This is a genomic window from Shewanella sp. cp20, assembly GCF_000832025.1.
Taxonomy (GTDB): domain Bacteria; phylum Pseudomonadota; class Gammaproteobacteria; order Enterobacterales; family Shewanellaceae; genus Shewanella.
On the sequence record NZ_JPII01000009.1, the window covers coordinates 1 to 23,806 of the forward strand.

Annotated in this window: 18 protein-coding genes, 1 tRNA gene and 1 rRNA gene; 7 read left to right on the top strand and 13 right to left on the bottom strand. The window is 52.6% G+C overall.

The genetic code is table 11. The features are described 5' to 3' along the window. The 3 genes from rrf to DB48_RS02335 form a co-directional block, all read left to right on the top strand. A 5S ribosomal RNA gene (gene rrf, locus DB48_RS19610) occupies positions 1-85 on the top strand; the annotation flags it as partial. Positions 86-108: 23 nt separating this feature from the next. Further along, positions 109-185 (top strand) — tRNA-Asp (locus tag DB48_RS02330). A gap of 531 nt (positions 186-716) precedes the next feature. Beyond that, the gene (locus DB48_RS02335) at positions 717-3,215 is read left to right on the top strand and encodes a putative bifunctional diguanylate cyclase/phosphodiesterase (protein ID WP_235375324.1); all 2,499 of its coding nucleotides are present in this window, start codon (positions 717-719) and stop codon (positions 3,213-3,215) included. On the opposite strand, the gene DB48_RS02340 is transcribed toward DB48_RS02335, so the two are convergent. Then, on the bottom strand, positions 3,204-4,193 hold the full coding sequence (locus DB48_RS02340; protein WP_052813627.1) for an alpha/beta fold hydrolase: 990 nt from the start codon (positions 4,191-4,193) through the stop codon (positions 3,204-3,206). The two genes, DB48_RS02335 and DB48_RS02340, sit on opposite strands and share 12 nt — an antisense overlap. Positions 4,194-4,318: 125 nt before the next feature. Beyond that, positions 4,319-6,106 (bottom strand): DUF885 domain-containing protein, encoded by a 1,788-nt coding sequence (locus tag DB48_RS02345; RefSeq protein WP_041508737.1) that lies wholly within the window; start codon positions 6,104-6,106, stop codon positions 4,319-4,321. Between the two features lie 234 nt (positions 6,107-6,340). Here DB48_RS02345 and add point away from each other — a divergent pair, with 234 nt between their 5' ends. After that, positions 6,341-7,336: an adenosine deaminase gene (add, locus tag DB48_RS02350; RefSeq protein ID WP_041508738.1), complete on the top strand. Its 996-nt coding sequence runs from the start codon at positions 6,341-6,343 to the stop codon at positions 7,334-7,336. Positions 7,337-7,445: 109 nt separating this feature from the next. Here the strand turns inward: add and hemN are convergent, their stop codons facing one another. The 5 genes from hemN to DB48_RS02375 form a co-directional block, all read right to left on the bottom strand. Then, on the bottom strand, positions 7,446-8,822 hold the full coding sequence (gene hemN, locus DB48_RS02355) for an oxygen-independent coproporphyrinogen III oxidase (RefSeq protein WP_082035568.1): 1,377 nt from the start codon (positions 8,820-8,822) through the stop codon (positions 7,446-7,448). A 172-nt stretch (positions 8,823-8,994) separates the two neighbouring features. Continuing rightward, the gene (locus DB48_RS02360; protein ID WP_041508964.1) at positions 8,995-9,462 is read right to left on the bottom strand and encodes a DUF2489 domain-containing protein; all 468 of its coding nucleotides are present in this window, start codon (positions 9,460-9,462) and stop codon (positions 8,995-8,997) included. Positions 9,463-9,603: 141 nt separating this feature from the next. Then, entirely contained in the window at positions 9,604-10,137 is a 534-nt protein-coding gene (gene yihI / locus DB48_RS02365) for a Der GTPase-activating protein YihI (protein WP_041508740.1), read from the bottom strand. 47 nt (positions 10,138-10,184) lie between these two features. Further along, a complete protein-coding gene (locus tag DB48_RS02370) occupies positions 10,185-10,853 on the bottom strand; it encodes a class I SAM-dependent methyltransferase (RefSeq protein WP_041508741.1) in 669 nt (222 codons plus the stop codon). Between the two features lie 773 nt (positions 10,854-11,626). Further along, positions 11,627-12,247, bottom strand: a complete 621-nt coding sequence (locus tag DB48_RS02375; protein WP_041508742.1) for a c-type cytochrome — start codon at positions 12,245-12,247, stop codon at positions 11,627-11,629. A 169-nt stretch (positions 12,248-12,416) separates the two neighbouring features. Between DB48_RS02375 and yihA the strand changes: the two genes are divergently transcribed. Beyond that, positions 12,417-13,073, top strand: a complete 657-nt coding sequence (gene yihA / locus DB48_RS02380; RefSeq protein ID WP_041508743.1) for a ribosome biogenesis GTP-binding protein YihA/YsxC — start codon at positions 12,417-12,419, stop codon at positions 13,071-13,073. 769 nt (positions 13,074-13,842) lie between these two features. Here the strand turns inward: yihA and polA are convergent. Next, the gene (gene polA, locus DB48_RS02385) at positions 13,843-16,593 is read right to left on the bottom strand and encodes a DNA polymerase I (protein WP_041508744.1); all 2,751 of its coding nucleotides are present in this window, start codon (positions 16,591-16,593) and stop codon (positions 13,843-13,845) included. 388 nt (positions 16,594-16,981) lie between these two features. On the opposite strand from polA, the gene elbB reads away from it, so the two are divergent. Further along, a complete protein-coding gene (elbB, locus tag DB48_RS02390) occupies positions 16,982-17,635 on the top strand; it encodes an isoprenoid biosynthesis glyoxalase ElbB (RefSeq protein WP_041508745.1) in 654 nt (217 codons plus the stop codon). Positions 17,636-17,695: 60 nt separating this feature from the next. On the opposite strand, the gene glpG is transcribed toward elbB, so the two are convergent. The 5 genes from glpG to DB48_RS02415 form a co-directional block, all read right to left on the bottom strand. After that, positions 17,696-18,532, bottom strand: coding sequence for a rhomboid family intramembrane serine protease GlpG (gene glpG / locus DB48_RS02395; protein WP_041508746.1), 837 nt, complete (start codon positions 18,530-18,532; stop codon positions 17,696-17,698). Between the two features lie 15 nt (positions 18,533-18,547). Beyond that, entirely contained in the window at positions 18,548-18,853 is a 306-nt protein-coding gene (gene glpE, locus DB48_RS02400; RefSeq protein ID WP_041508747.1) for a thiosulfate sulfurtransferase GlpE, read from the bottom strand. An 88-nt stretch (positions 18,854-18,941) separates the two neighbouring features. Continuing rightward, entirely contained in the window at positions 18,942-19,967 is a 1,026-nt protein-coding gene (gene tdh, locus DB48_RS02405) for an L-threonine 3-dehydrogenase (RefSeq protein WP_041508748.1), read from the bottom strand. A 10-nt stretch (positions 19,968-19,977) separates the two neighbouring features. Further along, positions 19,978-21,171 (bottom strand): glycine C-acetyltransferase, encoded by a 1,194-nt coding sequence (locus DB48_RS02410; protein ID WP_041508749.1) that lies wholly within the window; start codon positions 21,169-21,171, stop codon positions 19,978-19,980. A 402-nt stretch (positions 21,172-21,573) separates the two neighbouring features. Continuing rightward, positions 21,574-22,227, bottom strand: coding sequence for a TetR/AcrR family transcriptional regulator (locus DB48_RS02415; protein WP_041508750.1), 654 nt, complete (start codon positions 22,225-22,227; stop codon positions 21,574-21,576). Between the two features lie 286 nt (positions 22,228-22,513). Between DB48_RS02415 and waaA the strand changes: the two genes are divergently transcribed. Continuing rightward, on the top strand, positions 22,514-23,779 hold the full coding sequence (gene waaA, locus DB48_RS02420; RefSeq protein ID WP_041508751.1) for a lipid IV(A) 3-deoxy-D-manno-octulosonic acid transferase: 1,266 nt from the start codon (positions 22,514-22,516) through the stop codon (positions 23,777-23,779). Positions 23,780-23,806: the final 27 nt, after the last annotated feature.

Here is a 23,806-nt window from a genome sequence, read left to right on the forward strand (position 1 = left end):
ATCCCATCCCGAACTCAGAAGTGAAACGCAATCGCGCCGATGGTAGTGTGGGGTCTCCCCATGTGAGAGTAGGTCATTTCCAGGCGCCTAATTTGGGCCTAGCCCAAAGGAGCGGTAGTTCAGTTGGTTAGAATACCGGCCTGTCACGCCGGGGGTCGCGGGTTCGAGTCCCGTCCGCTCCGCCAACATTAAGACGAAAGCCCTAGCAGCAATGCTAGGGCTTTTTTCGTTTGTTCTCGTTTGTTTTCGTTTGGCATCGTGGGTTATTTTGTTTTAGTAGGAGAAAGCTGCTGCAATTAAAGGAGAGGCATTTCAGTTGGTTAGACTCTTACAGGAAGCGGCCTGTCTCGCGTGCCGAAGGCACACGGGCCAATGCCGGACCGTCGGTCCCGTCCTCCCCGGCTCGTTTCACTTCGCGCGCATGAGCACATCGCTTCGCGATATGCGCCCACCAACATTAAGATGAAAGCCCTAGCAGCAATGCTAGGGCTTTTTTCGTTTTGGCCGTTCTCAATTTGGATGTAGGCATTCGAGATAGTCCCTCGTCAGCATGGCCCTGCACTCGTCGTCCTAGCTAATCTCTATATGCTTATAGCTAAATGCAATAATGTTTAGCCACTAAGTAACTTAAATGTGGCATAATCGGCACAAACACACGCAGTAGATCCTGTATTGATAAGATGTGTTACGTCTGACGACCCTTTTCTTTAGGTGTAGTGACTTTGCTGAAATTTGTCTCGCGTCCCTCGCTCATGCTCTTCGCACCTCTGGTGTGTGTCTTGTTGTTCGCGTTTTTCATAACCAGTAGTTATTTTGTCGAGCGACAGCAGCGTCGAGACCAAGTATCCACCTCCCAGGTCGAGTTTCTGTCTCAGGAGCTGATGCGGATGAATCATCTGGTGGCGATGGCCGCTAAGGCGCAAGACTTCACCCGGGTAGAAGAGGAGCTTGCCTTGCTTGGCAGCGACATTCGGCTATCTGTGTATACGCTTATCGATGGCAAAGGAGACATACGCTTTGCCAATCATGGTGTATGGCGTGACAGCTCGGCACAGTTAGTGATCGATGGTTATGATAGTCAGGCGCATCGAGACAGGGTCGCCGAGGGTAAGTCTAGGATTTACTTCAATGACAAGCGTCAGTCGATACAGGCCTACTATCCCATTACACCTCTACTCTCATCTCTGTCGGTGGAACGTCCCGAGCTTATTTATCTCGAATATGACATGGCGCCCATGCTGGCCGCCAGCGATGAAACCGTATTCGTCGGCCTGATGAGAATGGGGGCAATCGCCTTGGCGACCACCTTTGTCTTGCTCGGCCTGTTTTACTACTTTGTGTTGTCGCCGATTCGTCATCTGAGCCGCCAGGCGGCGGCTTTGGGTCAGTCAGAGCCTGAGCCAGGGAATAAGAGGATCGAGTCCCCCTTCATCGAACTGCATAGTTTAGAGCAGAATCTCCAGCGCTTTAAGGATAGATTCCAACAAGGGGCGAAACAGCTTAAGGATAGTGAGCAGAGATGGCTGTTTGCCGTAGAGGTCTCTCGCTATGGCATCTGGGACTGGAACCTAGAGGATGACAGTGTATTTCTCTCGGATCGTTGGAAAGATATGTTGGGCTACGGGCCCGAAGAGCTGATGCCCGAGTTAGAAACCTGGGAGAGTCGGTTACATCCTGAGGACAAGGAAGGAATCCTCAAGAGCCTCAACGCCTACCTCAATGGCGAAACCGAGGAGTTTGAGAGCGTTCATCGACTCCGTCATCAGCAGGGCCATTATATCTGGGTGCTGGATCGCGGCATGACGGTTGCGTGGAATGAGAAGGGTAAGCCGCTACGCATGATAGGCACACTATCCGATGTGACCGAGGATATTCGCAATCAGAAGGCGGCGATGCATCAGGCCAAGCATGACCCTCTCACGGATCTGGCTAATCGTCGCGCCTTGATGGATGGACTCTATAAGCAGCAGGATGAGTCGGGAAGCTGTGCCGCCCTGTTTATGCTGGATCTGGATAACTTCAAGGTGGTTAATGATGCCCTGGGGCATCATGGTGGTGACAGGCTGCTGATTCAGATAGCGGCTAGGCTATCTAGTTATTTCTCTTCTAATTCACTTATCGCACGTGTGGCGGCCGACGAGTTTGTGGTTTTGGTGAAGAAGCTGCCGGAAGATCTTCTCAGTGCTCGACGTCGTGCTCAGGCGTTGGCAAGCCAGATGCGTCAGCTCATCGCTCGCAGCTTTCATATCAGCGGTCATACTTTTAATCTCTCCGCGAGCGTTGGAATTGCCATCATAGATCCGAGTGAGGCCACACCACCGGAACAGCAACTAAAACGGGTTAACATGGCCTTGGCTCAGGCGAAGGAGAGTGGCCGCGATGCCTGTGTGGTCTACAGCAGTGAGATGGATAAGCGTGCGGCGCAAAACCTGATGATCCGAACCGAGCTGGTGCATGCCGCCTCTCGCCATCAGTTGTCTCTCTTCTACCAGCCCTTGTTAAATGCCAAGGGCGAGATCGCCTCGGTCGAGGCCTTGCTGCGTTGGCATCATCCACAGCATGGGGCGATCTCTCCGGCTGACTTTATTCCGGTTGCCGAGGGTAGCGCCCTGATTATCGAGTTGGGTGAGTGGGTGCTGCTGGAGGCTTGTCGCTTTATTCGTGAGTTGAAGGCACAGAATATCTGTCCGCCCATGGTATCTATTAACGTCAGCGCCCGTCAGTTCCATCAGGATGAGTTTGCGCCTAAGTTACTGGCCACGCTGCAGGAGCAAGGGATCAGTCCTGCCCATATTGAGCTGGAACTGACCGAGCATGTGTTATTGACCGATCTTCAACAGGTGCGTCAAACCATGACTCTGCTGAGGGAGGCAGGGATCAGTATCGCGGTGGATGATTTCGGTACCGGTTACAGCTCGCTGAGCTATCTGCAGGAGCTGCCGCTAAATCGCCTTAAATTAGATGCCAGCTTTATCAGAGACATGGGCAATGGTGAGGCGTCCGCCTCGATCGTTAAGGCCATGATCGATATGTCTCATAGCCTGAACCTGGAGTTTGTTGCCGAGGGAGTCGAGATCCAGTCTCAGTTCGAGCAGCTTAAGGTCTATCGCTGTGACCTATATCAAGGCTATCTGTTCCACCGGCCTATGCCGGGAGAAGAGCTGAGCCGCCTGCTGGTTAGGCTGGATGAATCACCCGTGATATCAAGCGTGTAGGCTGAGAAAGTCTGCCAGTTGATTCAGTGCCTGGTTTCGGGCGCTATCTCTTTCCATAAAGATCTCATGACGGGCATGGGCGACCCTAAAGAGGTGGCAATGCTCCCCCTTGGCGGCATCTTGGGCGCGATTATCGACGATGGAGTCTTCTTCTGCCTGCAAGATCAATATCGGTGTCTGTGCGTGTTTCGCGGCCTGGACGGCTTGCTCACAGGCATCGAGAGACTCGGTTAACCAGCGATTGGTTGGCGAGCCTAGCTTCAGCTGCGGATAGGTCTCATATAGCTTACGATAGTCTTGATAGCGAGTAGCGCTATGGGTTAGGTCGTTCTCCTCAAAAGGGGCGGCAATATAATCTTTTCCACCTAAGACATAGTTGGGCTTATTGTTCGAGCCATTGTCCAGGTGTCCCGCCAACCAACGCACGAAGGGCTTAGGCATAGGCAGGCAGATGCCGTACATGGGAGCCGAGAGCACGGCCGCATCGAATACTTCTGGCGCCTGTTGCAGATACAAAGTGGCTATGGTCCCGCCCATGGAATGCGCCACTAGATATAGTCGGTCATGTTGCTTGGGGGTGACAATCGTATCGATGAAGTGACTAAAGTCACTCACATAGTCGGCAAACTTTTCTACGTGCCCCTGGTGCGGATTATCGGTCAGCCTGGTTGAAAGTCCCTGGCCTCTGTGGTCCAAGGCATAGACGCTATATCCTAACTGATAGAGATCGAAGATCAGTTCTTGGTATTTTAGATAGGCCTCTACGCGACCACTGCTGATCACAATCGCCCGGGTCGAGTCGGGGTGTGTGGCCATACAGTAGGCCAGCTTGAGCCCATCGCTACTTGTCAGATAGCCTTGCTCCACGCCCTGCCAGAAAATATCTAGCTGCTGTCGATTGTCTTCTAATTCGCTGGAAAAAACCGGTAGTGTTGTGGCGATGATGCCACTGCTTGTAGAGACTGGGGCTGCGGACATGGGCAATCTGAATTAGGAACAAGATGCCTGAGTGTAGCACGATATGTTATCGCGATTAATGGCTTAAGAGGGGCTAAGTGTCTCTGGCGCCACTATCGTGAGACTTGGACGCCAGAGGAGGATTACTACTTAGCGGCCGCCTGTGCGGCGATGAAGTCGTCTATCTGCTGTTCGAGCAGCGCCATGGGCACTGAGCCATTGGCTAAGACGGCGTCGTGGAAGGCGCGGATATCGAACTTCTCCCCCAGGGCCTTCTCCGCCTTGGCGCGCAAACGCTTGATGGTGAGTTCGCCTATCTTGTAAGACAGGGCTTGACCCGGCCAGGAGATATATCTGTCTATCTCAGTGGTGACATTGTGTAGCGACAGTGCCGTGTTACTGGCCATATAGTCGATGGCCTGCTGCCTAGTCCAACCCTTGGCGTGCATGCCGGTGTCGACAACCAGACGGGCGGCGCGCCACATTTCATAGGTCAGGCGGCCGAAGTTGCTGTAGAGATCTCGATAGAAACCACCTTCCAGCCCGAGATATTCTGAGTAGAGTCCCCAGCCTTCTCCGAATGCCGAGATGTAGCTGTAACGGCGGAAGTTAGGCAGGGAGGTCAGCTCAGTGTTGAGGGAGATCTGCAGGTGGTGACCCGGCACGGCCTCGTGTAGGGTCAGGGCCTCCAACTCATACAGAGGACGTTTATCCAGGGCATAGGTGTTTACCCAGTAATAGCCGGGTTGGTCGTCACCACTGGCGCCGGAGTAACGCCCAGTGGTGTATTTAGGGGCGATCTCAGCGGGCACTTCCTGGATGCCATAGGGCGTGCGTGGCAGTTTGCCGAAGAATTTCGGTAGCATGGCATCGGCCTTCTTGGCGATAAAGGCAGCCTCTTTCAGGAGCTGCTCTGGAGTCTTGGCGTAGAACTGAGGATCCGTGCGCAGGAAGTGTAAGAAATCGGCGAAGCTGCCCTGGTAGCCTAACTTATCTATGATCGCCTGCATCTCGGCGCGAATGCGTTTGACCTCTTTGAGCCCGAGTTGATGCACCTCGTCGGCCGTCATCGGCAGCGTAGTGTAGTGGCGCACGCGATTCTCATAGAAGGCCTCACCGTCGGGGAGATCGTAGGCGGCAATACTTTGGCGTGCACCTGGGATATATTCCTGGGTCATGAAGTTATAGAAGGCCTGGTAGCTAGGCAAGACATTCTGTTCAATCAGGGCCTTGCCTTGCGCCGTTAACTCGTTTTTCTGAGCCTCGGTGAAGTGCTTGGGAAAGTGTGTGAAGGGCTTGAAGTAACCGCTCTGCTCAACCGGCACTATGTAGGCGCTGATACTCTCCTCGAAGCCGTTTAAGACTACCTTGGCGGGCGTGATGCCCTTAGCGAGTCCCTGCTTTAGCCAATAGGTTTGCTGGGCAAAATAGTGAGGTAGCGCCTCAAGCTTGCTCAGGTAGTGCTGATAATCGGCTTGGTTGTTGAAGTTACCCTTGGCGATGGAGGCGATATAGGCGTGAAAGCCACTCTCGGCTGTGATGGGTAAGTAACGGTCGTGAAATCGGTACTGGTCGACGCTGTTTTGTAGCTGATAGGCGAGTATCTGGGCGTTTATGCGATCGGCCTTGTCGAGCGATGCCATGTCTAGTGCTTTGAGGCGAGCCAACAGGGCATTTTCAGCCTGATTGTGACTAGCCAGTGCCTCAGGGGAGAGATCGTCCAGTTTACCCGCCGCCGTCTCGTCGCCCTGTGAGTAGGCCATTTCTGGACTAGACTCTAATCTAAGTTGCCAGGCATCGTCTATGATGCGCTGCAATTGCTGATGACTCTGGCTGACAGTGGTTTGCGGTGTCGTGCCGACATCTGCCGTGGGTGCCATTTGGCAGGCCGTGAGGCTGAGTATGAGTAGGCAAGGGGCTAAGGGTTTATGCATGGGTGATCCTGTTGTCATTATTATGGGCCTAGGTATAAGCTCAATGATTATGCAATATTCAATTTGGTGGGTCACCCATGGCACAAGATAAATTGTCAGCAGGTATTGCAACGGACTTTGGTCGAAAGCTGAACATAAGTCATGCATATCGTTAAAAAATGCGTGTTATAGTTGCAACAACTTCAGACCAGATAAAAAACAATATTGGCTGAGGGGTTCAAATAGGGGTTAAATATGATTGATACATCCATTCCGTTGGTGGATCTGCATCGTCATCTTGATGGTAACGTCAGGGTGGAAACGATTTGGGACCTGGGCCACCAACACAATATTGCTTTACCTGCCGACACCTTGGAAGGTTTAGCGCCTTTCGTTCAAATTCAGGGGAAAGAATCCAGCCTGGTCGCTTTTTTGAAGAAGCTAGACTGGATGGTTGCCGTACTGGCGGATCTTGATGCGGTAAAACGTGTGGCTTACGAGAATGTTGCCGATGCGGCGATCTCTGGCCTGGATTACGCCGAGCTGAGATTCAGTCCTTACTATATGGCGATGAACCATAAGCTGTCGATCGAGGGGGTTGTCGAAGCCGTCATCGATGGTGTTAAGGCCGGCCTCAAGGATCATCAGGTGAAGATCAACCTTATCGGCATCATGTCGCGCTCCTTCGGTCAGGACGCCTGCATGCAGGAGCTAGATGCCTTGCTGGCACACAAGCAGCACCTGGTGGCGATGGACTTGGCGGGGGATGAGCTAGGCTTCCCAGGCGCCCTGTTTAACGATCACTTTAAGAAGGTGCGTGACGCCGGACTGGCGATTACGGCGCATGCCGGTGAGGCGGCTGGTGCCGAGAGCATGTGGCAGGCTATTCAGGAGCTCGGTGCGACCCGTATCGGCCATGGGGTCAATGCCATCCACGATCCTAAGCTGATGGAGTATCTGGCTGTCAATAAGATAGGCATAGAGTCTTGTCCAACCAGTAACCTGCATACGTCTACAGTGACCAGTTATCAGGAGCATCCGCTGCGTACCTTCATGGAGGCCGGGGTGTTGATCGGCCTCAACACAGATGATCCTGGCGTGAGCGCCATCGACATCAAGCATGAGTACGACACTGTGAAGCAGGAGATGGGCTTTAGCGATGCCGAGTTGGCGCAGCTGCAACGCAACGGCGTGGAGATGGCCTTTATCTCCGACAGCGAGCGCAAGGCGCTCTATGCCGCCAAGGCTTAAAGCGCAAACTTAAAGCACTAACTCAAAGCACTATCTTAAAGTGCTATGGCGTAAAGTATTAGCCACAAAAAAGCCGATGATAATTCATCGGCTTTTTTATGTTTAGGGTTTAGATAACCCGTGAGAACTGCTGCTGACGAGCCTTGTCACGATAATAAACATCGAAACAGATACAGATATTACGGATCAGCAGACGGCCTGTTTCGCCTACGGTGATCTTTCTGTCTTTCACTTCGACCAGCTTGTCGTCGATAAAGGTTTGTAGCAGTTTGAGATCTTCGGCGAAGTATTCTTCAAACTTGATACCTAGCTGCTTATCTATCTTGTCCATATCCAGGTCGAAGTGACAGATCAGCTGCTTAATCACGACACGGCGGATCTCGTCGTCACGATTGAGCTTACAGCCTTTCCACAGGGCGTGCCCTTTCTCGTCCACCGACTCGTAGTAGGGGCGGATATCTTTCTGGTTCTGGGCGTAGCAGTCGCCAATCTGGCTGATAGAGGAGACACCTAGGCCCAGCAGGTCACACTCTTCCTGGGTGGTGTAACCCTGGAAGTTACGGTGCAGGCGTCCTTCGTTCTGTAAGATGGCGAGTTCGTCATCTGGCTTGGCGAAGTGATCCATGCCTATGTACTGATAGCCGGCGCCCGTCAGCGTCTCGATGGTCTGGTGCAGCATCTCCAACTTCTGTTGTGGGGTCGGCAGGTGCTCGTCTTTAATCTTACGCTGGGCGGCGAAACGTGCCGGCAGGTGAGCGTAGTTAAACACAGAGAGTCTGTCGGGAGACAGATCCAGTACGCGTTGCATGGTTTCGGCGAAGCTTTCTGGCGTCTGGTGTGGCAGGCCGTAGATCAGGTCGATGTTGGTCGACACGAAGCCCATCTCTTTCGCCTTGGCAATCAGGTCGAAGATAAACTGCTCGTCCTGTTCGCGGTTAACGGCAATCTGCACCTCTTTGTTGAAGTCCTGTACGCCAACCGAGATACGGTTGAAGCCGGCTTCTTTAAGGGTGTCTAGCATAGAGAGTTCGATCTCGCGTGGATCGACCTCAATAGAGTATTCGCCCTCGTCTGCAATATTAAAGTGCTCTCTTAGCAGCGCCGACAGCCTGAGGATCTGCTCTGGGCTGAGGAAGGTTGGCGTGCCGCCACCCCAGTGGATCTGGGTTACCTGGTAATGCTTAAACAGCGGTGCACGTTTGACGATCTCTGCCGCGAGATATTCGATATATTGGTCGGCCTTGTGCTGGTGACGGGTGATCACCTTGTTGCAGCCGCAGTAGTAGCAGAGCTTGGCGCAGAAAGGAATGTGTAAATACAGCGATAGTTTATTGCTCTTACTGTTGGCAATAGAGGTGAGCAGGTCTTCTTCGGTGAAGGAGGCGTCAAATTCTAGTGCGGTCGGGTAAGAGGTATAACGAGGACCGCTGTAATTATATTTTTCGATCATTGACTGATCCCAACTAATTTGGGTGGGCTGCTTCAAGGCGTGTCCTCCGAGGGTGGTAAATTAGCAACTAGCGAAGTATGCAATGTTATTGAGCGAATAACATTGATCCAGGTTGCAAATTAGCACTGCAATTTATGTTAGCTGATGAATATCCTTGTTTTCGACTTAAATGTCTTGGTGTTAAGCCGTTTTTGTGCACCGACTCACGTCAATGGCTGAGGTGGGCATAGGCCTTGGCAAGCACAGCTACCTCGGCCATGATCTCGGCTTCGAGCGCTGATTCGGACTTCATTCTCTCTAAGTCTAGCTTCATCCGTTGCTGTTTCGCCAGTGCCTTACGCTGCTCCATAATGGGGTGAGATTCTATGACCTCAAAATGCTTAAAGAGCGCCGGATACTGGTGCTTTACCTGTTCGTCGTGGCCGAGGATATTAAATAGTTTTCCGATACGCATCACCCCCTCTGAGAGTTCGCAGCGCTCCTCGAGCATGGCGGCGGCGATATAGTGGATATTGCCCAGCAGCTCCAGCTCTTTGGCATCTTTGGCTGCCTGTTGGGCCTCGCGCTGGGCCTTTTGTTGGGCGGTTTGCTGTTTTAGCTTGAGTAGCAGGCTGGCGGCGTAGGCGGCCAGGCTTAAGATGATGATGGCGCCTAGGATGAGGAGTGTCGTGGTCATAATCATTCCGAGGTTTTGGGTTGCTAGTTGTGTGCTTTCGCTGGGTGTTTGCTTTCGCTAGGTGATAGTGGCTAGGTATTGGTTACCTGGCGTAGATAGCGAAATGGCATCGAATCGATGCCATTTGGGTTAGCCGCGGGGCTAGTCTTTATCCTGGTAATCTTTGAGCAGATCGGCGCCAGATTCAAACTTCTCCAGGAGATCGTCGTCTGAGCCGACCGTGGTCTTCATGACATGCTCGAGATCGTCCTCTTCCGTGATGCCCAGGCGATCCATCAGGCGCTCTATCTCTGTCAGTTGCTTCTCTAACCAGGCCTGGTCCGCCTCGTTGAGATCGCGACCCTCTTCGAGCATATCCAGCAGCTTGTTGAGTCTAGGATCTTCCTCTAGCTTCAGCAGCTTCTGTTCATCGCTCATCTTAGGTGCCTTGGGCTGCTTGGCTACAGGCGCCTGAGTCGGCAACTCCAGCGCGATAGGCTTCTTGCTGCCGTGGCGAGGATCTTTCGCCTGGGCCGTGCCCGATTGCTTCTGTTGGATCTGTTTTTCGTTATGACGACTGCCCGCTTTATTGCCTGACTTCTGCTTCTTGCCCGTGAGGGCACGGTCTTCTTTCTTGGTTCTAGGCGGACGTTTTGGCGCATTCTCATTGATCTTGCGCGTTTTCTTACGTGTCATAGCGTTAATCTCAACTACAAAAAATCGTGAACCTACCTAACCCTGAGTCAGATAAGTGAACTTGGGTCGCGTGTTATACCAGATCCTGTTGGTTTTTGCACCAAAATGAGATCTTTCGAGGCGAATAATAGCCTAAAGTCAGCCTGGGCTGCCAAATATTGGAAGGTGGCCTCCTGATAAAAGCTGACATGGGTCAGATTGTTCTTATGATGCCACTTGGGAAAGCCCTGAAGTTCGGTGAGCAGCTGGGTGCTGATTGCCATCCAGCCACCGGGTTTGAGCAGAGAACAGAGCAGCTGCCACTCTTTACCTGGAAAGCGAAAGTGTTCGAAGACACGATAGCAACAGATGAAGTCGTACTTGAGCCTTAGCAGGGTATGATCCGGAGCGAAGTGTGGATCATATTGGTTGAGCTGGTGACCTCGGGCCATGATGGCGTCGATGGCCGGTTGGCCTAGCAGTCGCCCGAAGTTGAGTCCTAGCAGTGGTCCCTGAACCTGTTGTTCACACTGAGTGATCAGGCTCGACAAGAATTGTTGCAGCGGTTTGTCTTTACTATTGGCCGAGCGGTAGCGTTTTACCTCGGCGCTGGGGGGCAGATGAGAGCTGGCATCGGCAAAAAGCAGCATGCAGCGTTTACAGCGATAGATTGCTCGTTTTCTATCTTGATAGAAGGGGGCGGTAGCTTCGCTGGTGCACAGGGGGCATCTTCGCATGGCTTGGGCATGACTCTCAAAGGCTGGGTTAATTGCAGTTGCCTGTTTAATTTACTGTAGGCCAGGTGGAAACAGAAGCGTATTTTTTGTTGGGTATAAAAAAAGGCGACAGTATCACTGTCGCCTTCCAAAAAGTACCAAAGGTACTCAATTCTGATTCCAAGTTTCCTTACTTGCTATGCGACTCTCCCAGTCGGATTCCATCTTATTTTTTAATCTGCTTTCCATGCATAGTTATTTTCGTTTTCGGTCTTCCAGACGCTTTTTTTCTTTCCCTGTCGCCTTCCTGACCACAGCTTCCGTAGATGGTCTTCTTGACACATCACAATCCATATCGTCATCTTTGACGCCTAATAAACCATCCCTGTTAGGTTTACGTTATAGTTCAGCAGTAAGCAGTTCAACTGTTTCCTGAACCGTAAGGAGAATGCTAATTAGCGCATTGGCCTTCCTAACCAATATCCTTACTAAGTTATTACGACCCGACTTCAGATGCGAAGTACTACTCTTATTATTTTTAGTGAGTGGTCAAAAAATTATTATTATTTTTACTTAACTTTATTCTTATATCTTAAATGTAATCACATACCGAAATCTGTTTATTGTTATTAGATAGATTTTATACAAACAGTTGGGTTTACCTCGGTACGGGCACAATTAAAACGAAATCTGTGATCTATGTCAAGCATCAATTTTCAACAGTTTACGTAAACGTAAATTTTAGGTGGTAAAAAAGGGTGGTATTGACCACCCTTTCGCTTTCCAGCGATTAATTACTTAATGCTTGAAATATATTTAGATAGTGCTTCGATATCTTCGCTGGTCAGCTTCTTGGCAACGTCTTGCATCATGCCGTTTAAGTCGTTGTTACGACTTGTATCATGAAACTTATTCAGCTGGATCTTGATATAGTTAGCGTGTTGACCCGCGATGGCTGGGAAGCCGGCTGCTTCTGAGCCTTGACCACTTGGACCGTGACAGGCGATACATGCGGTCACGCCACGTACGGCGTCGCCACCCTTGTATAGCTGCTCGCCTAGCTCAGGCACATCTTTCACTTCGCTCATTGCAAGTTTTTGTGAAGAGAAGTAAGCCGCCAAATCTTCGATATCCTGATCTGATAATGCTGCCGCCATTGGGCTCATCATTGGATCGTTACGGCCTTCTTTGCCACCTGTATGCGCCGCTTGGCGCAGCTCGGTTAGCTGCTTCTTCAGATAAGTTTCTTGTTGACCCGCAAGCTTGGGGTACATGTCGATCATGCTGTTACCATCAACACCGTGACAGGCAGAACAAATGATTGCTTTAGTTTTTCCCGCTTCAGCATCACCTGCTGCTAGAGCCGGAGTTGATAGAGTGGCTAACATTGATAGCGCAATAGCGAACTTTTTCATGGCGTTCCAACTTTTAAGTTAAATTTTTTGTCCTGAGCTTACGAGAGTGACCTGCAAGCGTGATAAAATATGATTTATGTGATCGGGGTAATATTTTACACGAAATTGTGCAAATGTAAGCAAGTCTTCGATATTTAAACTGAAGAAATAACAAATTTTGGGGTGGGTAGTGACTGATTCTCGTATCGATTTTCGACAGGCCAAGTTTTTGATCAGTGCGCCGGATATTGCGCATCTGGATGAGCACTTGCCCGGTGATGTAGGCGTCGAAATTGCCTTTGCCGGTCGTTCTAATGCCGGAAAGTCGAGCGCATTAAACCAATTAACCGAACAGAAGAACCTGGCAAGAACCAGTAAGACACCTGGGCGTACCCAGCTGATCAACGTGTTTGCGCTCGATGAGCACAGACGCCTGGTGGACTTGCCCGGTTATGGTTTTGCGCAGGTGCCCTTGGCCATGAAGAAGAAATGGCAGCAGGCACTGGGGCAATATCTGCAAGAGCGTACCTGCTTGAGTGGCCTGGTTGTATTGATGGATATTCGCCATCCACTCAAAGATCTCGATATGCAGATGATCGAGTGGGCGGTCGATTGCGATATCCCTGTGCTGGCCTTGCTGACCAAGTGTGACAAGCTGGCGCAGAGCGCCCGCATGAAGACGGTCAACGAGGTGCGTAAGGCGTTGGCGGACTTCGGCGATGGTGTGAAGGTGGAGCCATTTTCTTCCTTGAAGGGCACGGGTAAACCTAAGGTGCTCAGTATTCTCAACGAATGGTGTCATCCAGACTGGCTGGTGGAGGCCTTGGCCGACGCCGAGCAAGAGTAGCTCAGGCTAAGTGATGTGTGAATAGAGAGCGCCTCCAGATTGGGGGCGTTTTTTTTATGCCTGGTATTTAGCTGATAGGAGAGCGGGCAAAAAAAATGCCGAGGGCTACGCCATCGGCAAAAATACATTAGCTCTTTTGGGGAGAAGCTAAATTTCAACAAGACTCAAGTTCTGTTGGTCATCGACCAACAGTTCTCAGTGGCCATAGGATAGCCCGAATCCCATCTCAATTAAAGTATTTGCTCTAAAATAAATTTCAGACGAAAAAAAGCCCCAGCAAGTTACTTGCTGGGGCGCCATAATTTGGCATTTCACTTAACGTGAAATAAAAAAAGGTCTGAAAGATAGAACATCTTAACCTCTGTACCCTACGCAGAGAATAATACTTCATTGGTCGTATTATGGGAAACTGTTTTTTGTAAAAAACGACAATAATGTGAGCAACGTCTAAAAAAGTGCTCAATAAAGACACAGGTTTTTGATCTGAAATTTACAAAAAATACCTTTAAAAGAGGCGTTTAGTTTAAAATTCCACTTAAGTGAAAAAATATTACTATTTTTGACGATTTTTACGGCTTCAAGGGAGGGAAGAGGGGAAATCCCATGGTAAACAGGCCTGGCAGCATAAAAAATGCCCCGGCAGGGCCGGGGCATCTTCTTCTCTAGGTACTGTTTCCTCGAGGTAATGCTTCGTTGAGCGAATGTTTCCTTGAAGCTCGGCCTCGTTAGTACATTGTTCCTGTCGAGGCTCGTTCGCTAAGCATCCAGCCTAGTGGGCCTGCTCCCAGTTGTCGCCAATGCCAGCCTCGGCCAGCAGCTCGACATCCAGTGACGCGGCCTGCGCCATCAGTTCGCACACCTTGAGTTTGAGTGAGTCAGCCTTGTCGGCGTCAACTTCAAACACGAGTTCATCGTGTACCTGCATGATCATGGTGATCTCTCCCTGTGTCTCTGACTCAATCCACTGGGCTATGTTGATCATGGCCTTCTTAATGATATCGGCAGCCGTGCCCTGCATGGGGGCGTTGATCGCGGCGCGTTCGGCGGCCTGACGACGCATGGCGTTTCTATCTTTGATAGCCGGCAGGTAGAGTCTACGACCATAGAGGGTCGATACATAACCCTGTTCGGCCGCAGCCGCGCGGGTATCTTCCATATACTTGAGCACGCCCGGATAGCGCTTGAAGTAGATGTCGATATATTGCTGGGCCTCGTGGCGTGGAATATCGAGCTGGCGCGCCAAGCCGAAGGCCGACATGCCATAGATGAGACCGAAGTTGACCGCCTTGGCGCGGCGGCGTTGCTCGCTGGTGACCTCGCTAAAATCGACGTCGAACACCTCGGCGGCGGTGGCCCTGTGAATATCCTTGCCCTGGGCAAAGGCGCTCAATAGGCCCTTGTCCTGTGACAGATGCGCCATGATCCTGAGTTCTATCTGCGAATAGTCGGCCGCGAGGATCTTGCGTCCCTCGGGTGCCACGAAGGCGTGGCGAATACGGCGACCCTCTTCGGTACGAATGGGGATATTTTGCAGGTTAGGTTCACTTGATGACAGGCGACCCGTGGCGGCAATCGCCTGATGATAGCTGGTGTGCACGCGGCCAGTCTTGCCATCGACCATGAGCGGCAACTTGTCGGTATAGGTGCTCTTGAGTTTCGACAGACTCCTGTGTTCCAGGATGATCTTGGGCAGTGGATAATCCAGTGCCAACTCGACCAGTACCTCTTCCGCGGTGGACGGCGCGCCTTTAGGGGTCTTCTTCAATACCGGGTAGCCAAGCTTCTCGAAGAAGAGCGCCTGCAGCTGTTTGGTCGAACCTAGGTTAAAGGGCTCGCCGGCGATCTCATAGGCCTTCTGTTCCAACTCGTCTATCTTGCGAGCCAGTTCGTCGCTCTGCTGACCCAGCAACATGCTGTCGATCAACACCCCTTGACGCTCAATCTGAGACAGGGTGGTGACCAGAGGCAGCTCAATGTCGGTAAAGACGCTGGCAAGCTCGCTGGCTTTTTCCAGTCTCGGCCAGAGGTGCTGGTGTAACCTGAGTGTGATATCGGCGTCTTCGGCGGCGTAAGGCGCCGCCGTTTCCAGCGGGATCTGGTTGAAGGTCAGTTGCTTCACACCCTTGCCGGCGATCTCTTCGAAGCTGATATTCTTGTGGCCCAGGTATTTCAGTGCCAGGTCGTCCATGTTGTGCTTAGAGGCGACCGAATTAAAGACATAGGACTCGAGCATGGTATCGAAGGCCACTCCCTTGAGGGTGATGCCGACATTGGCCAGTATGCTCATGTCATATTTAAGGTTTTGCCCCACCTTGAGAAGCTTGGCGTCTTCCAGGAGTGGCTTGAGTTTGGCGAGTACCTGCTCGCTGTCGAGCTGCTCTGGTGCACCGGCATAATCGTGGGTCAGCGGTAGGTAGGCGGCCTTGCCCGGTTCGATGGCAAAAGATAGGCCGACTAGCTTGGCCTCCATGTAGTTGAGGCTGGTGGTTTCCGTATCCAAGGCAAACAGCGGCGCGGCAGCCAGGGCCTTGAGCCACTCGTCGAAGGCTTCCCAAGTCAGAATGGTATCGTACTGGGCATCTATTGCCTGGGGGGCAGGCGCTTCTTCGGCTTCTTCTAGACTGTCGCTGCCAGACTTATTGTCTAATACCTCGGCCAGCCAGCGTTTAAATTCCATCTCGCCGTAGCATTTGATTAGCTCGTCGCGATCCGCGTCTTGAATATTGAGCTGGTGCCAGTCTTGCTCCAGCTCGACGTCACACTTGATGGTTGCCAGCTCATAGGAGAGCTTAAGCATGTCACCATGTTCGGCGAGTTTGGCCGGCATCGTCTTGGAGCCTCTGAAGCCGAGCTCCGGCATCTTGTCTGGATTGGCAAGGATTGCGTCGACGCCGCCCACGCCTTGTAGCATTGCCAGCGCCGTCTTCTCACCGACGCCGGGTAGGCCGGGAATGTTATCCGCCTTATCGCCTTGCAGGGCCAGGAGATCGATGATCAGCTCTGGGCCGACACCAAATTTCTCGCTCACTTCATCGGGGCCGAGGATGGTGTTGGTCATGGTGTTGATCAGGGTGATCTTGTCATCGACCAGCTGCGCCATATCTTTATCGCCGGTACTGATCAGCACGGCTCGACCTTCCTGACTGGCCTGCCTGGCGATGGTGCCTATGACATCGTCGGCTTCGACGCCGGGGATACAGACCAAAGGAAGCCCCAGGGCACGAATGATGCGGTGTAGCGGCTCAATCTGCGTCCTGAGATCGTCTGGCATCGGCGGTCTGTGGGCCTTATATTCGGCATACATCTCATTGCGGAAGGTTTTCCCCTTGGCATCGAACACCACCGCCATCTGCGTCGGCTTATATTGGTTGAGCAGGCTGCGTAGCATGTTGATCACGCCATAAACGGCACCCGTGGCCTCACCCTTGGAGTTGGTCAGATGGGGGGGCGCATAGTAGGCGCGGTAAAGATAGGAAGAACCATCCACAAGAATGAGTGGGTTTTCAGCGATATTAGGCATAATTTTATCTATTTTTTCGGTATGCGATGATGGCGCTAGCATGCCATATTAGGGCGATTTCGGCCACGGCAAATTACTCAGCAGCCTGTGGATAAGTCTGTGAGCTAAAAAAGTTTCAGCGAGTAGGTATCACGACGACGAACATAAGCGGGTGATGTAACTTGTTGATTTGTTTTTATATTATATTTTTATGTGAACTAGGTATTACTTCCGAGTAAAAATTCCTAATTTGTGGATTTATTATTTTGTCATCCATATTAATGCTCTGACTTGGCGAAATTGTTCGGCCTTGTTAGAGTCGATGAACTAACTTAGCATGAAAAATAATCAGATCAACCCTTTTGTTATTTAGTTGTTAAAACCATTCGGTCTATTAAAGGAGTTTTTAATGAAAAAATTTGCTGTTTTATTAAGCGGCGCGGGAGTGTTCGATGGCAGCGAACTTCATGAGGCGGTATTGACTCTGCTGTCGTTGACCCAGGCCGGAGTGAGTTACCAATGTTTTGCACCTAATATCGAGCAGATGCATGTGGTGAATCATCTTACCGGTGAGGTGGCCGTGGGTGAGCATCGCAACGTGCTGGTGGAATCGGCGCGCATCGCCCGTGGCGACATTAAGGCAACGGACGAGCTAGATGTTCAGGCGTTCGATGGCCTGCTGATCCCCGGTGGGTTTGGCGCCGCGAAGAACCTGTGTAACTTTGCCGTGGTCGGTAGCGAGTGCGAGGTGGCGCCCAGCGTAAAGACTTTCATCGGTGAATTTGTCGAGGCGAACAAGCCCGTCGGCTTCATCTGTATCTCGCCTGTGATGATCCCTAAGCTCTATGGCGAGAAGGCCAAAGGCACCATAGGCCACGACAGCGAGACGGCTCATGCATTTAATCTGATGGGCGGTGAGCATGTGGACGCCAATGTCGAACAGATAGTTGTCGATGAGGGGCGCAAACTGGTGAGTACACCGGCCTATATGTTGGCCGAGAATATCGCCCAGGCTCATATCGGCATAGATAAGCTGGTGAAGAAGGTGATTGAGCTGGCGTGATCTGAGTTAATTAAATTAGGGCCCGCATGTTGCTGGGCCCTTTTTGATCTCAGCTTTGCATCAAGTCCGTCGGCGACTGTCGATAAAGCCTTGGGCTAAGCCTACCATCAAGCCGCCGATATGGGCGCCGTTAGCGATGGAGAGGCCGAACATATCGGTAAAGCCGAATACCAGCCAGATCAACATAAAGCCTATATAGGCAGGGGGCAGGCCGATGCCTTTCTCGGGACGCTTGATCCCCATGATCCAGGTGTAGCCCACCACAGCATAGACCACGCCCGAGAGGCCGCCGAAGTTGGGCCCGCCGATGGCATACTGCAGCACATTCGGTAGAGTGCCGGCGATCAACAGCAGGGTCGCCAGCGGCGTGACACCCAGCTTGTTCTCTATCTTACCCCCCAGATACCACCACCAGAGCAGGTTGAAGATGATGTGCATGGCTGAGAAGTGCATCAGGCTCGGCGTAAATACTCGCCATATCTGAGTGGTATCACTATCTGGCACGGCGCCGAAGAAGGAGAGTGCCTCGAAGATGGGGTTGGCAAAGCCGAAGATAAAGCCGAGATAGATTAGCGTGCAGCTCAGCATGACGCTCAGGGTCAAGGGGCCGGCGCCCGATAGGAACTGAGTGGCCAGCTGAAGGCCGGGGGCACCGTAATCTAGCTTGGTGCCCGTGCTGCCATTCTCCCAGGAGGCCTGAAGGTACTTGTCGTCATAGGGATCGCGAACAAAGTGCTCATATTCCTGGCGCGCCTTGGCATAGTCTTGCTCTCGGGTGACATAGAGAGTGACCCCAAGCTCGGCATGTTGCAGCCGGCAATCTATGCCCTGGCCCTTGAGGTAATCGATCAGCGCCTGGGCGGCGCGCTCATTGGGGAGACGACCAAGTTCCAACATATTCACCTCGGGTGATTAATGGGCTTCGCGCCAGGCCTGAAAGCCACCGTCCAGACTATAGACATCATCGAAACCCTGCTCGTGCAGGTATTGTGCGGCGTTCTGGCTGCTGATGCCGTGGTAGCAGATCACTACCAGTGGGCTGTCCATATCGGCCTCGGCAATGTAGCGTGCCAGGTTTTCGTTGTTGAGATTAGTGGAGCCGGGGATCTGTCCCGCCTCGAAGCTGGCGCCGTCGCGGATATCGACCACCTGTAATTCGGCATTGTCTTCCAGCATATGGATGAGTTGATTGACACTCAGGTGTTGAAAAGCAGACATAGTCAACCTGTAAAGCAAAAGAGGGATAGGATAAGTGTGCAACATGGGGCCGTGAGAGTACAGCCCCGGTTGCGGGTGGTTCGGGGGATTAATCCCAGCTGAGGATCACCTTGCCCGACTGGCCCGAGCGCATGGCGTCGAAACCTGCTTGGAAATCATCGACTTTGTAGTGATGTGTGATGATTGGGGAGATATCTAGCCCAGATTGGATCAGGCTGGCCATCTTGTACCAGGTCTCAAACATCTCACGGCCGTAGATCCCTTTGATGATGAGGCCCTTGAAGATCACCTTGCTCCAGTCGATAGCCATGTCACCGCCGGGAATACCCAGCATGGCGATCTTGCCGCCGTGGTTCATGGTATCCAGCATAGAGTGGAAGGCGGCCGGTACGCCGGACATCTCCAGACCCACATCGAAGCCTTCGGTCATGCCGAGTTCCTGCATCACATCTTCCAGCTTCTCCTTGGCCACATTGACGGCGCGGGTGGCGCCCATCTTCTTGGCCAGTTCGAGGCGGTACTCGTTCACATCTGTGATCACCACATGGCGTGCGCCAACATGACGACAGACGGCTGCTGCCATGATGCCGATAGGGCCTGCGCCCGTGATCAGTACATCTTCGCCCACGAGATCGAACGACAGCGCCGTGTGTACCGCGTTGCCGAAAGGATCGAAGATTGAGGCCAGATCGTCAGAGATATCGTCGGGGATCTTAAAGGCGTTGAAGGCTGGGATCACCAGATACTCGGCAAATGCACCTTCACGGTTAACGCCGACGCCCGAGGTGTTGCGGCACAGGTGAGTACGGCCCGCGCGGCAGTTGCGGCAATGACCACAGGTGATGTGGCCTTCGCCCGATACGCGATCGCCGATCTGGAAGCCACGGACTTCCTGGCCAATCTCGACCACCTCACCCACGTATTCGTGGCCGACCACCATAGGGACGGGGATCGTGTTTTGCGACCATTCGTCCCAGTTGTAGATATGTACGTCGGTGCCACAGATGGCGGTCTTACGAATTTTGATCAGCAGATCGTTGTGGCCAACTTCAGGTTTTGGCGCATCAACCATCCAGATGCCTTCTTCAGGCTTGAGTTTGCTTAGGGCTTTCATCGATAGACTCCTAGATAATTCCCATCTCTTTAGCGATGCGGGTGAAGGCATCGATGGCGCGATCGAGCTGCTCGCGGGTGTGGGCGGCAGACATCTGGGTACGAATACGGGCCTGGCCCTTAGGTACCACAGGGAAGGAGAAGCCGATCACATAGATGTTCTCTTCCAGCAGACGGTTAGCGAAGTCGCTGGCCAGCTTGGCATCGCCAATCATCACAGGGATGATGGCGTGGTCGGCGCCGCCTAGGGTAAAGCCTGCTTCTGTCATCTTCTCGCGGAAGTAACGGCTGTTTTCCCATACGGCTTCACGCAGTGTTTGGCCAGACTTGAGCATCTCCAGCACATGAATCGAGGCGGTGACGATAGAAGGTGCCAGTGAGTTAGAGAAGAGGTAAGGACGTGAGCGTTGACGCAGCCAGTCGATCACCTCTTTCTTGGCGGAGGTAAATCCGCCCGATGCGCCGCCAAGGGCCTTGCCCAGGGTACCTGTGATGATGTCGACTCTGTCCATCACGTCGCAATATTCGTGGGTGCCGCGGCCGTTTTGACCAATGAAGCCCACGGCGTGCGAGTCGTCCACCATGACCAGGGCGCCATATTTATCAGCCAGATCGCAAACGCCCTTAAGGTTGGCGATGACGCCGTCCATTGAGAATACGCCGTCGGTGGCGATCAGAATGTGGCGCGCACCGGCTGCCTTTGCCGCCTGCAGCTGTGCTTCCAGATCGGCCATGTCGTTGTTGGCATAGCGGAAACGCTTGGCCTTACACAGACGCACACCGTCGATGATAGAGGCGTGGTTCAGGGCATCTGAGACGATGGCGTCTTCGGCGCCGAGCAGGGTCTCGAACAGGCCGGCATTAGCGTCGAAGCAAGAAGAGTAAAGGATAGTGTCTTCCATGCCGAGGAATTCGCTTAGGCTGGCTTCGAGTTGCTTATGAATATCTTGGGTACCACAGATGAAGCGTACAGAGGCCATGCCGAAGCCGTGATCGCTCAGGCCTTGTTGGGCGGCGGCAATCAGTTCGGGGTGATTGGCCAGGCCAAGGTAGTTGTTGGCGCAGAAGTTCATCACTTCGTGGCCGTTGACTTGGATTTCAGTCTTCTGAGGAGAGGCAATAACGCGCTCGCTCTTGTATAAGCCTTCCGCTTTCACTTCAGCCAGCTGCTGATTGATTTGATCGTAGAATGAGGTCGTTGCCACCTGTAGTCTCCTTCTTTCTGTCTCGTTTTATTTTTGTATGCTTTGCTCGAGCCTGCACGCTTGGCAGATAAATTCGAGGAAAGGCGATAAGTTAGGAACCATGTTTAACGCATAAGTCAGGCTTGTCATAGCCAGGTATCGCCCCGTCGATGAATGATTAAGTCTAGTTCAGTTTCGACCATCTATTGTTGCCGACAAGCCTGTCGGAAAAGGGGACGCCTGGGATATGGATCGCGCTAGGCTGGCCGAATTCTAACCTTAAACCCGGCCGGCGCCACATTTTTTTTTGCGCTATTAACTAAGTTAGTGCATGTGCAACTTTCGCATAACAAAAAATAATGCGAAATGTTACAACTGGCGGTATCTGATGGCTGTAGATGCTGGCGCGCAGCCAATGCTCGTCTAGTCTTCCTCTTGTTCCGCCTTAGCCAAGGCCTGGTAGTGTTGCTCCAGCCTGATGAAGGTGGGTTTGGCGGAATCGCTGGCGTAAGCCTTGAAGATCATCAATACCCTTAGCAGACCCTCGTAGAGCGAGGTCTTAGTGATCTGGGTGGCTTCCGAGTGGGTGAGCTGGTTGCTGATCCAGAAACAGGCCACCATACGGATGGTGTCGGCCAATGGGGTGATCTCGGCATCTTCCAACACCACTACGCCATCTTGTTTCAACTGGCTAAGAATGCTGGTGGCCTTCTTGAGTACCTGTTCATGGGTGACGGTATAGCGTTTGTTGAGCTCTTCGTCGCGGCTGAGGATGATCACCAGGTTGGCGTACATGAAACGGAACTGCCACAGGGTATAGAAGAGGGCATCGAAGTAGCCGATCAAGAGGTCGACATCCACCTTCTTGCCTTCATAGGGCTGAAAGCCTGTCTCTAGGTGCTGCTCATAGAGGCTGAAGATGGAGCGAATAATGTCTTCTTTATTGCGGAAATGGTAGTAGAGGTTACCCGGGCTGATCCCCAGATGCGCGGCAATATGGTTGGTGGTGATGCTGCGCTCACCATGTTCGTTAAACAGGGCCAGGGCGGCATGGACGATTTTATCGCGGGTTTTCATCTTGATCCTAAGTCAGGTCGGTTATCTACCAGCGCACTCAAGCGAATAGGCGGACTGGATAATTGGCTACATTCGAGTAAAGGCTCCAGTTGCAACTTATCAGCCAGCGGGTAAAAGTCAATCTATGGCTACTCAGACCAGTTAAGATTAACACCCTGTTTTTCACTCCTTTTATCAATTTGACTGACGCTGTATCGGGTTATTGGCGTTTGCCGCCCGTCGGCGTCAGGCATATGTTACTATTAAGCCCTATGAGTAAATTGCCCCTGTCTAAGTGCCGACCCCTATGAATCGTACCCTCTATTCAATCTTGCTGTATCTGCTAAGCCCCCTGCTAATTCTTTATTTGGTGATTAGGGCGGTTAAGAGCCCGGATTACCGTGGTCGCTGGGGCGAGCGTTTCGGTTTGGCCAAGCTTTCGAAGGCAGATCTGCTGATTCATTCGGTCTCCATGGGGGAAACCCTGGCGGCGATTCCGCTCATTAAGCAGATACAGGCCGCCAACCCAGATCTTAAACTCACTATCACCACGACCAGCCCGACTGGTTCGGCCGAGGTGCTCAAGGCCTTCGGCGAGTCGGTACAGCACTGTTACCTGCCCTTCGATCTGCCCCTGTGTGTGGCGCGCTTTCTGGGCCAGCTGCAACCCAAACAAATTATCATCATGGAGACTGAGCTGTGGCCTAATCTTATCCATCAGGCCAAGCGCCGAGGGATCAAGCTGATGTTGGCTAATGCTCGTTTGTCGGAGAAGTCGGCGAATCAGTATCGCGCTAGGCCCAAGCTGTCGCAACCCATGCTGCGTTCTCTGGATCTGATCGCCGCCCAGTCGCCCCAGGCGGCGCAGCGTTTTATCGACCTGGGGGTCGATGTCGAGCGGGTAAAGGTCACAGGCAGTCTTAAGTTCGACCTCACCATAGCGCCAGACTTGCTCGAGCAGGCCAAGGGGCTACGTCAGCAGTGGCAACGTATGGAGACCCCCGTCTGGGTCGCGGGCAGTGTGCACCCGGGCGAGTTCGACATCATGCTCGCCGCGCACAAGAGTCTGTTGATGCGGTTTCCTCACGCGCTAATGGTCTTGGTGCCCCGGCATCCGGAGCAGTTTGATGCGGCGGCAAGCCGGGTCAAGGCCGCGGGGCTGGTGCTGGCGCGACGTAGTCGTCAAGAGGTGGTAAATGAGCAGACTCAGGTGCTGCTCGGCGACACCATGGGCGAGTTGTTGAGCTTCTATGGCGCGGCGGATCAGGCCTTTGTCGGTGGCACCCTGATCGAAAATGGTGGCCATAATCCGCTGGAGCCCGCGGCCATAGGTCTGCCCGTCTATGTGGGGCCTCACCATTGGGACTTTGCCGAGATCACAGGGCTGCTCAAGGAGGCGGGCTCATTGACGCTGGTGCTGGACGGTGATGAGCTGGCTCAGGCCTTGGTGCATAAGTTTGATGATAAGGCGGCCTATCTGACTGCCAGAGAGGCTGGGCTCGAGGTGGTCGAGGCCAATAAAGGGGCGTTGGTGGCCCAGTTTGCCCTGGCGAGTGAGCTGCTTAAGGGCTAATTAAGCCCCGTCGTACATTAAAAAGCA

Excerpts from the sequence above, each read along its gene's own strand:
- DB48_RS02340 (WP_052813627.1), bottom strand. The coding sequence starts at position 4,193 with ATGTCCGCAGCCCCAGTCTCTACAAGCAGTGGCATCATCGCCACAACA.
- DB48_RS02345 (WP_041508737.1), bottom strand. The coding sequence starts at position 6,106 with ATGCATAAACCCTTAGCCCCTTGCCTACTCATACTCAGCCTCACGGCC.
- add (WP_041508738.1), top strand. The coding sequence starts at position 6,341 with ATGATTGATACATCCATTCCGTTGGTGGATCTGCATCGTCATCTTGAT.
- DB48_RS02360 (WP_041508964.1), bottom strand. The coding sequence starts at position 9,462 with ATGACCACGACACTCCTCATCCTAGGCGCCATCATCATCTTAAGCCTG.
- yihI (WP_041508740.1), bottom strand. The coding sequence starts at position 10,137 with ATGACACGTAAGAAAACGCGCAAGATCAATGAGAATGCGCCAAAACGT.
- DB48_RS02370 (WP_041508741.1), bottom strand. The coding sequence starts at position 10,853 with ATGCGAAGATGCCCCCTGTGCACCAGCGAAGCTACCGCCCCCTTCTAT.
- DB48_RS02375 (WP_041508742.1), bottom strand. The coding sequence starts at position 12,247 with ATGAAAAAGTTCGCTATTGCGCTATCAATGTTAGCCACTCTATCAACT.
- polA (WP_041508744.1), bottom strand. The coding sequence starts at position 16,593 with ATGCCTAATATCGCTGAAAACCCACTCATTCTTGTGGATGGTTCTTCC.
- elbB (WP_041508745.1), top strand. The coding sequence starts at position 16,982 with ATGAAAAAATTTGCTGTTTTATTAAGCGGCGCGGGAGTGTTCGATGGC.
- glpG (WP_041508746.1), bottom strand. The coding sequence starts at position 18,532 with ATGTTGGAACTTGGTCGTCTCCCCAATGAGCGCGCCGCCCAGGCGCTG.
- glpE (WP_041508747.1), bottom strand. The coding sequence starts at position 18,853 with ATGTCTGCTTTTCAACACCTGAGTGTCAATCAACTCATCCATATGCTG.
- tdh (WP_041508748.1), bottom strand. The coding sequence starts at position 19,967 with ATGAAAGCCCTAAGCAAACTCAAGCCTGAAGAAGGCATCTGGATGGTT.
- DB48_RS02415 (WP_041508750.1), bottom strand. The coding sequence starts at position 22,227 with ATGAAAACCCGCGATAAAATCGTCCATGCCGCCCTGGCCCTGTTTAAC.
- waaA (WP_041508751.1), top strand. The coding sequence starts at position 22,514 with ATGAATCGTACCCTCTATTCAATCTTGCTGTATCTGCTAAGCCCCCTG.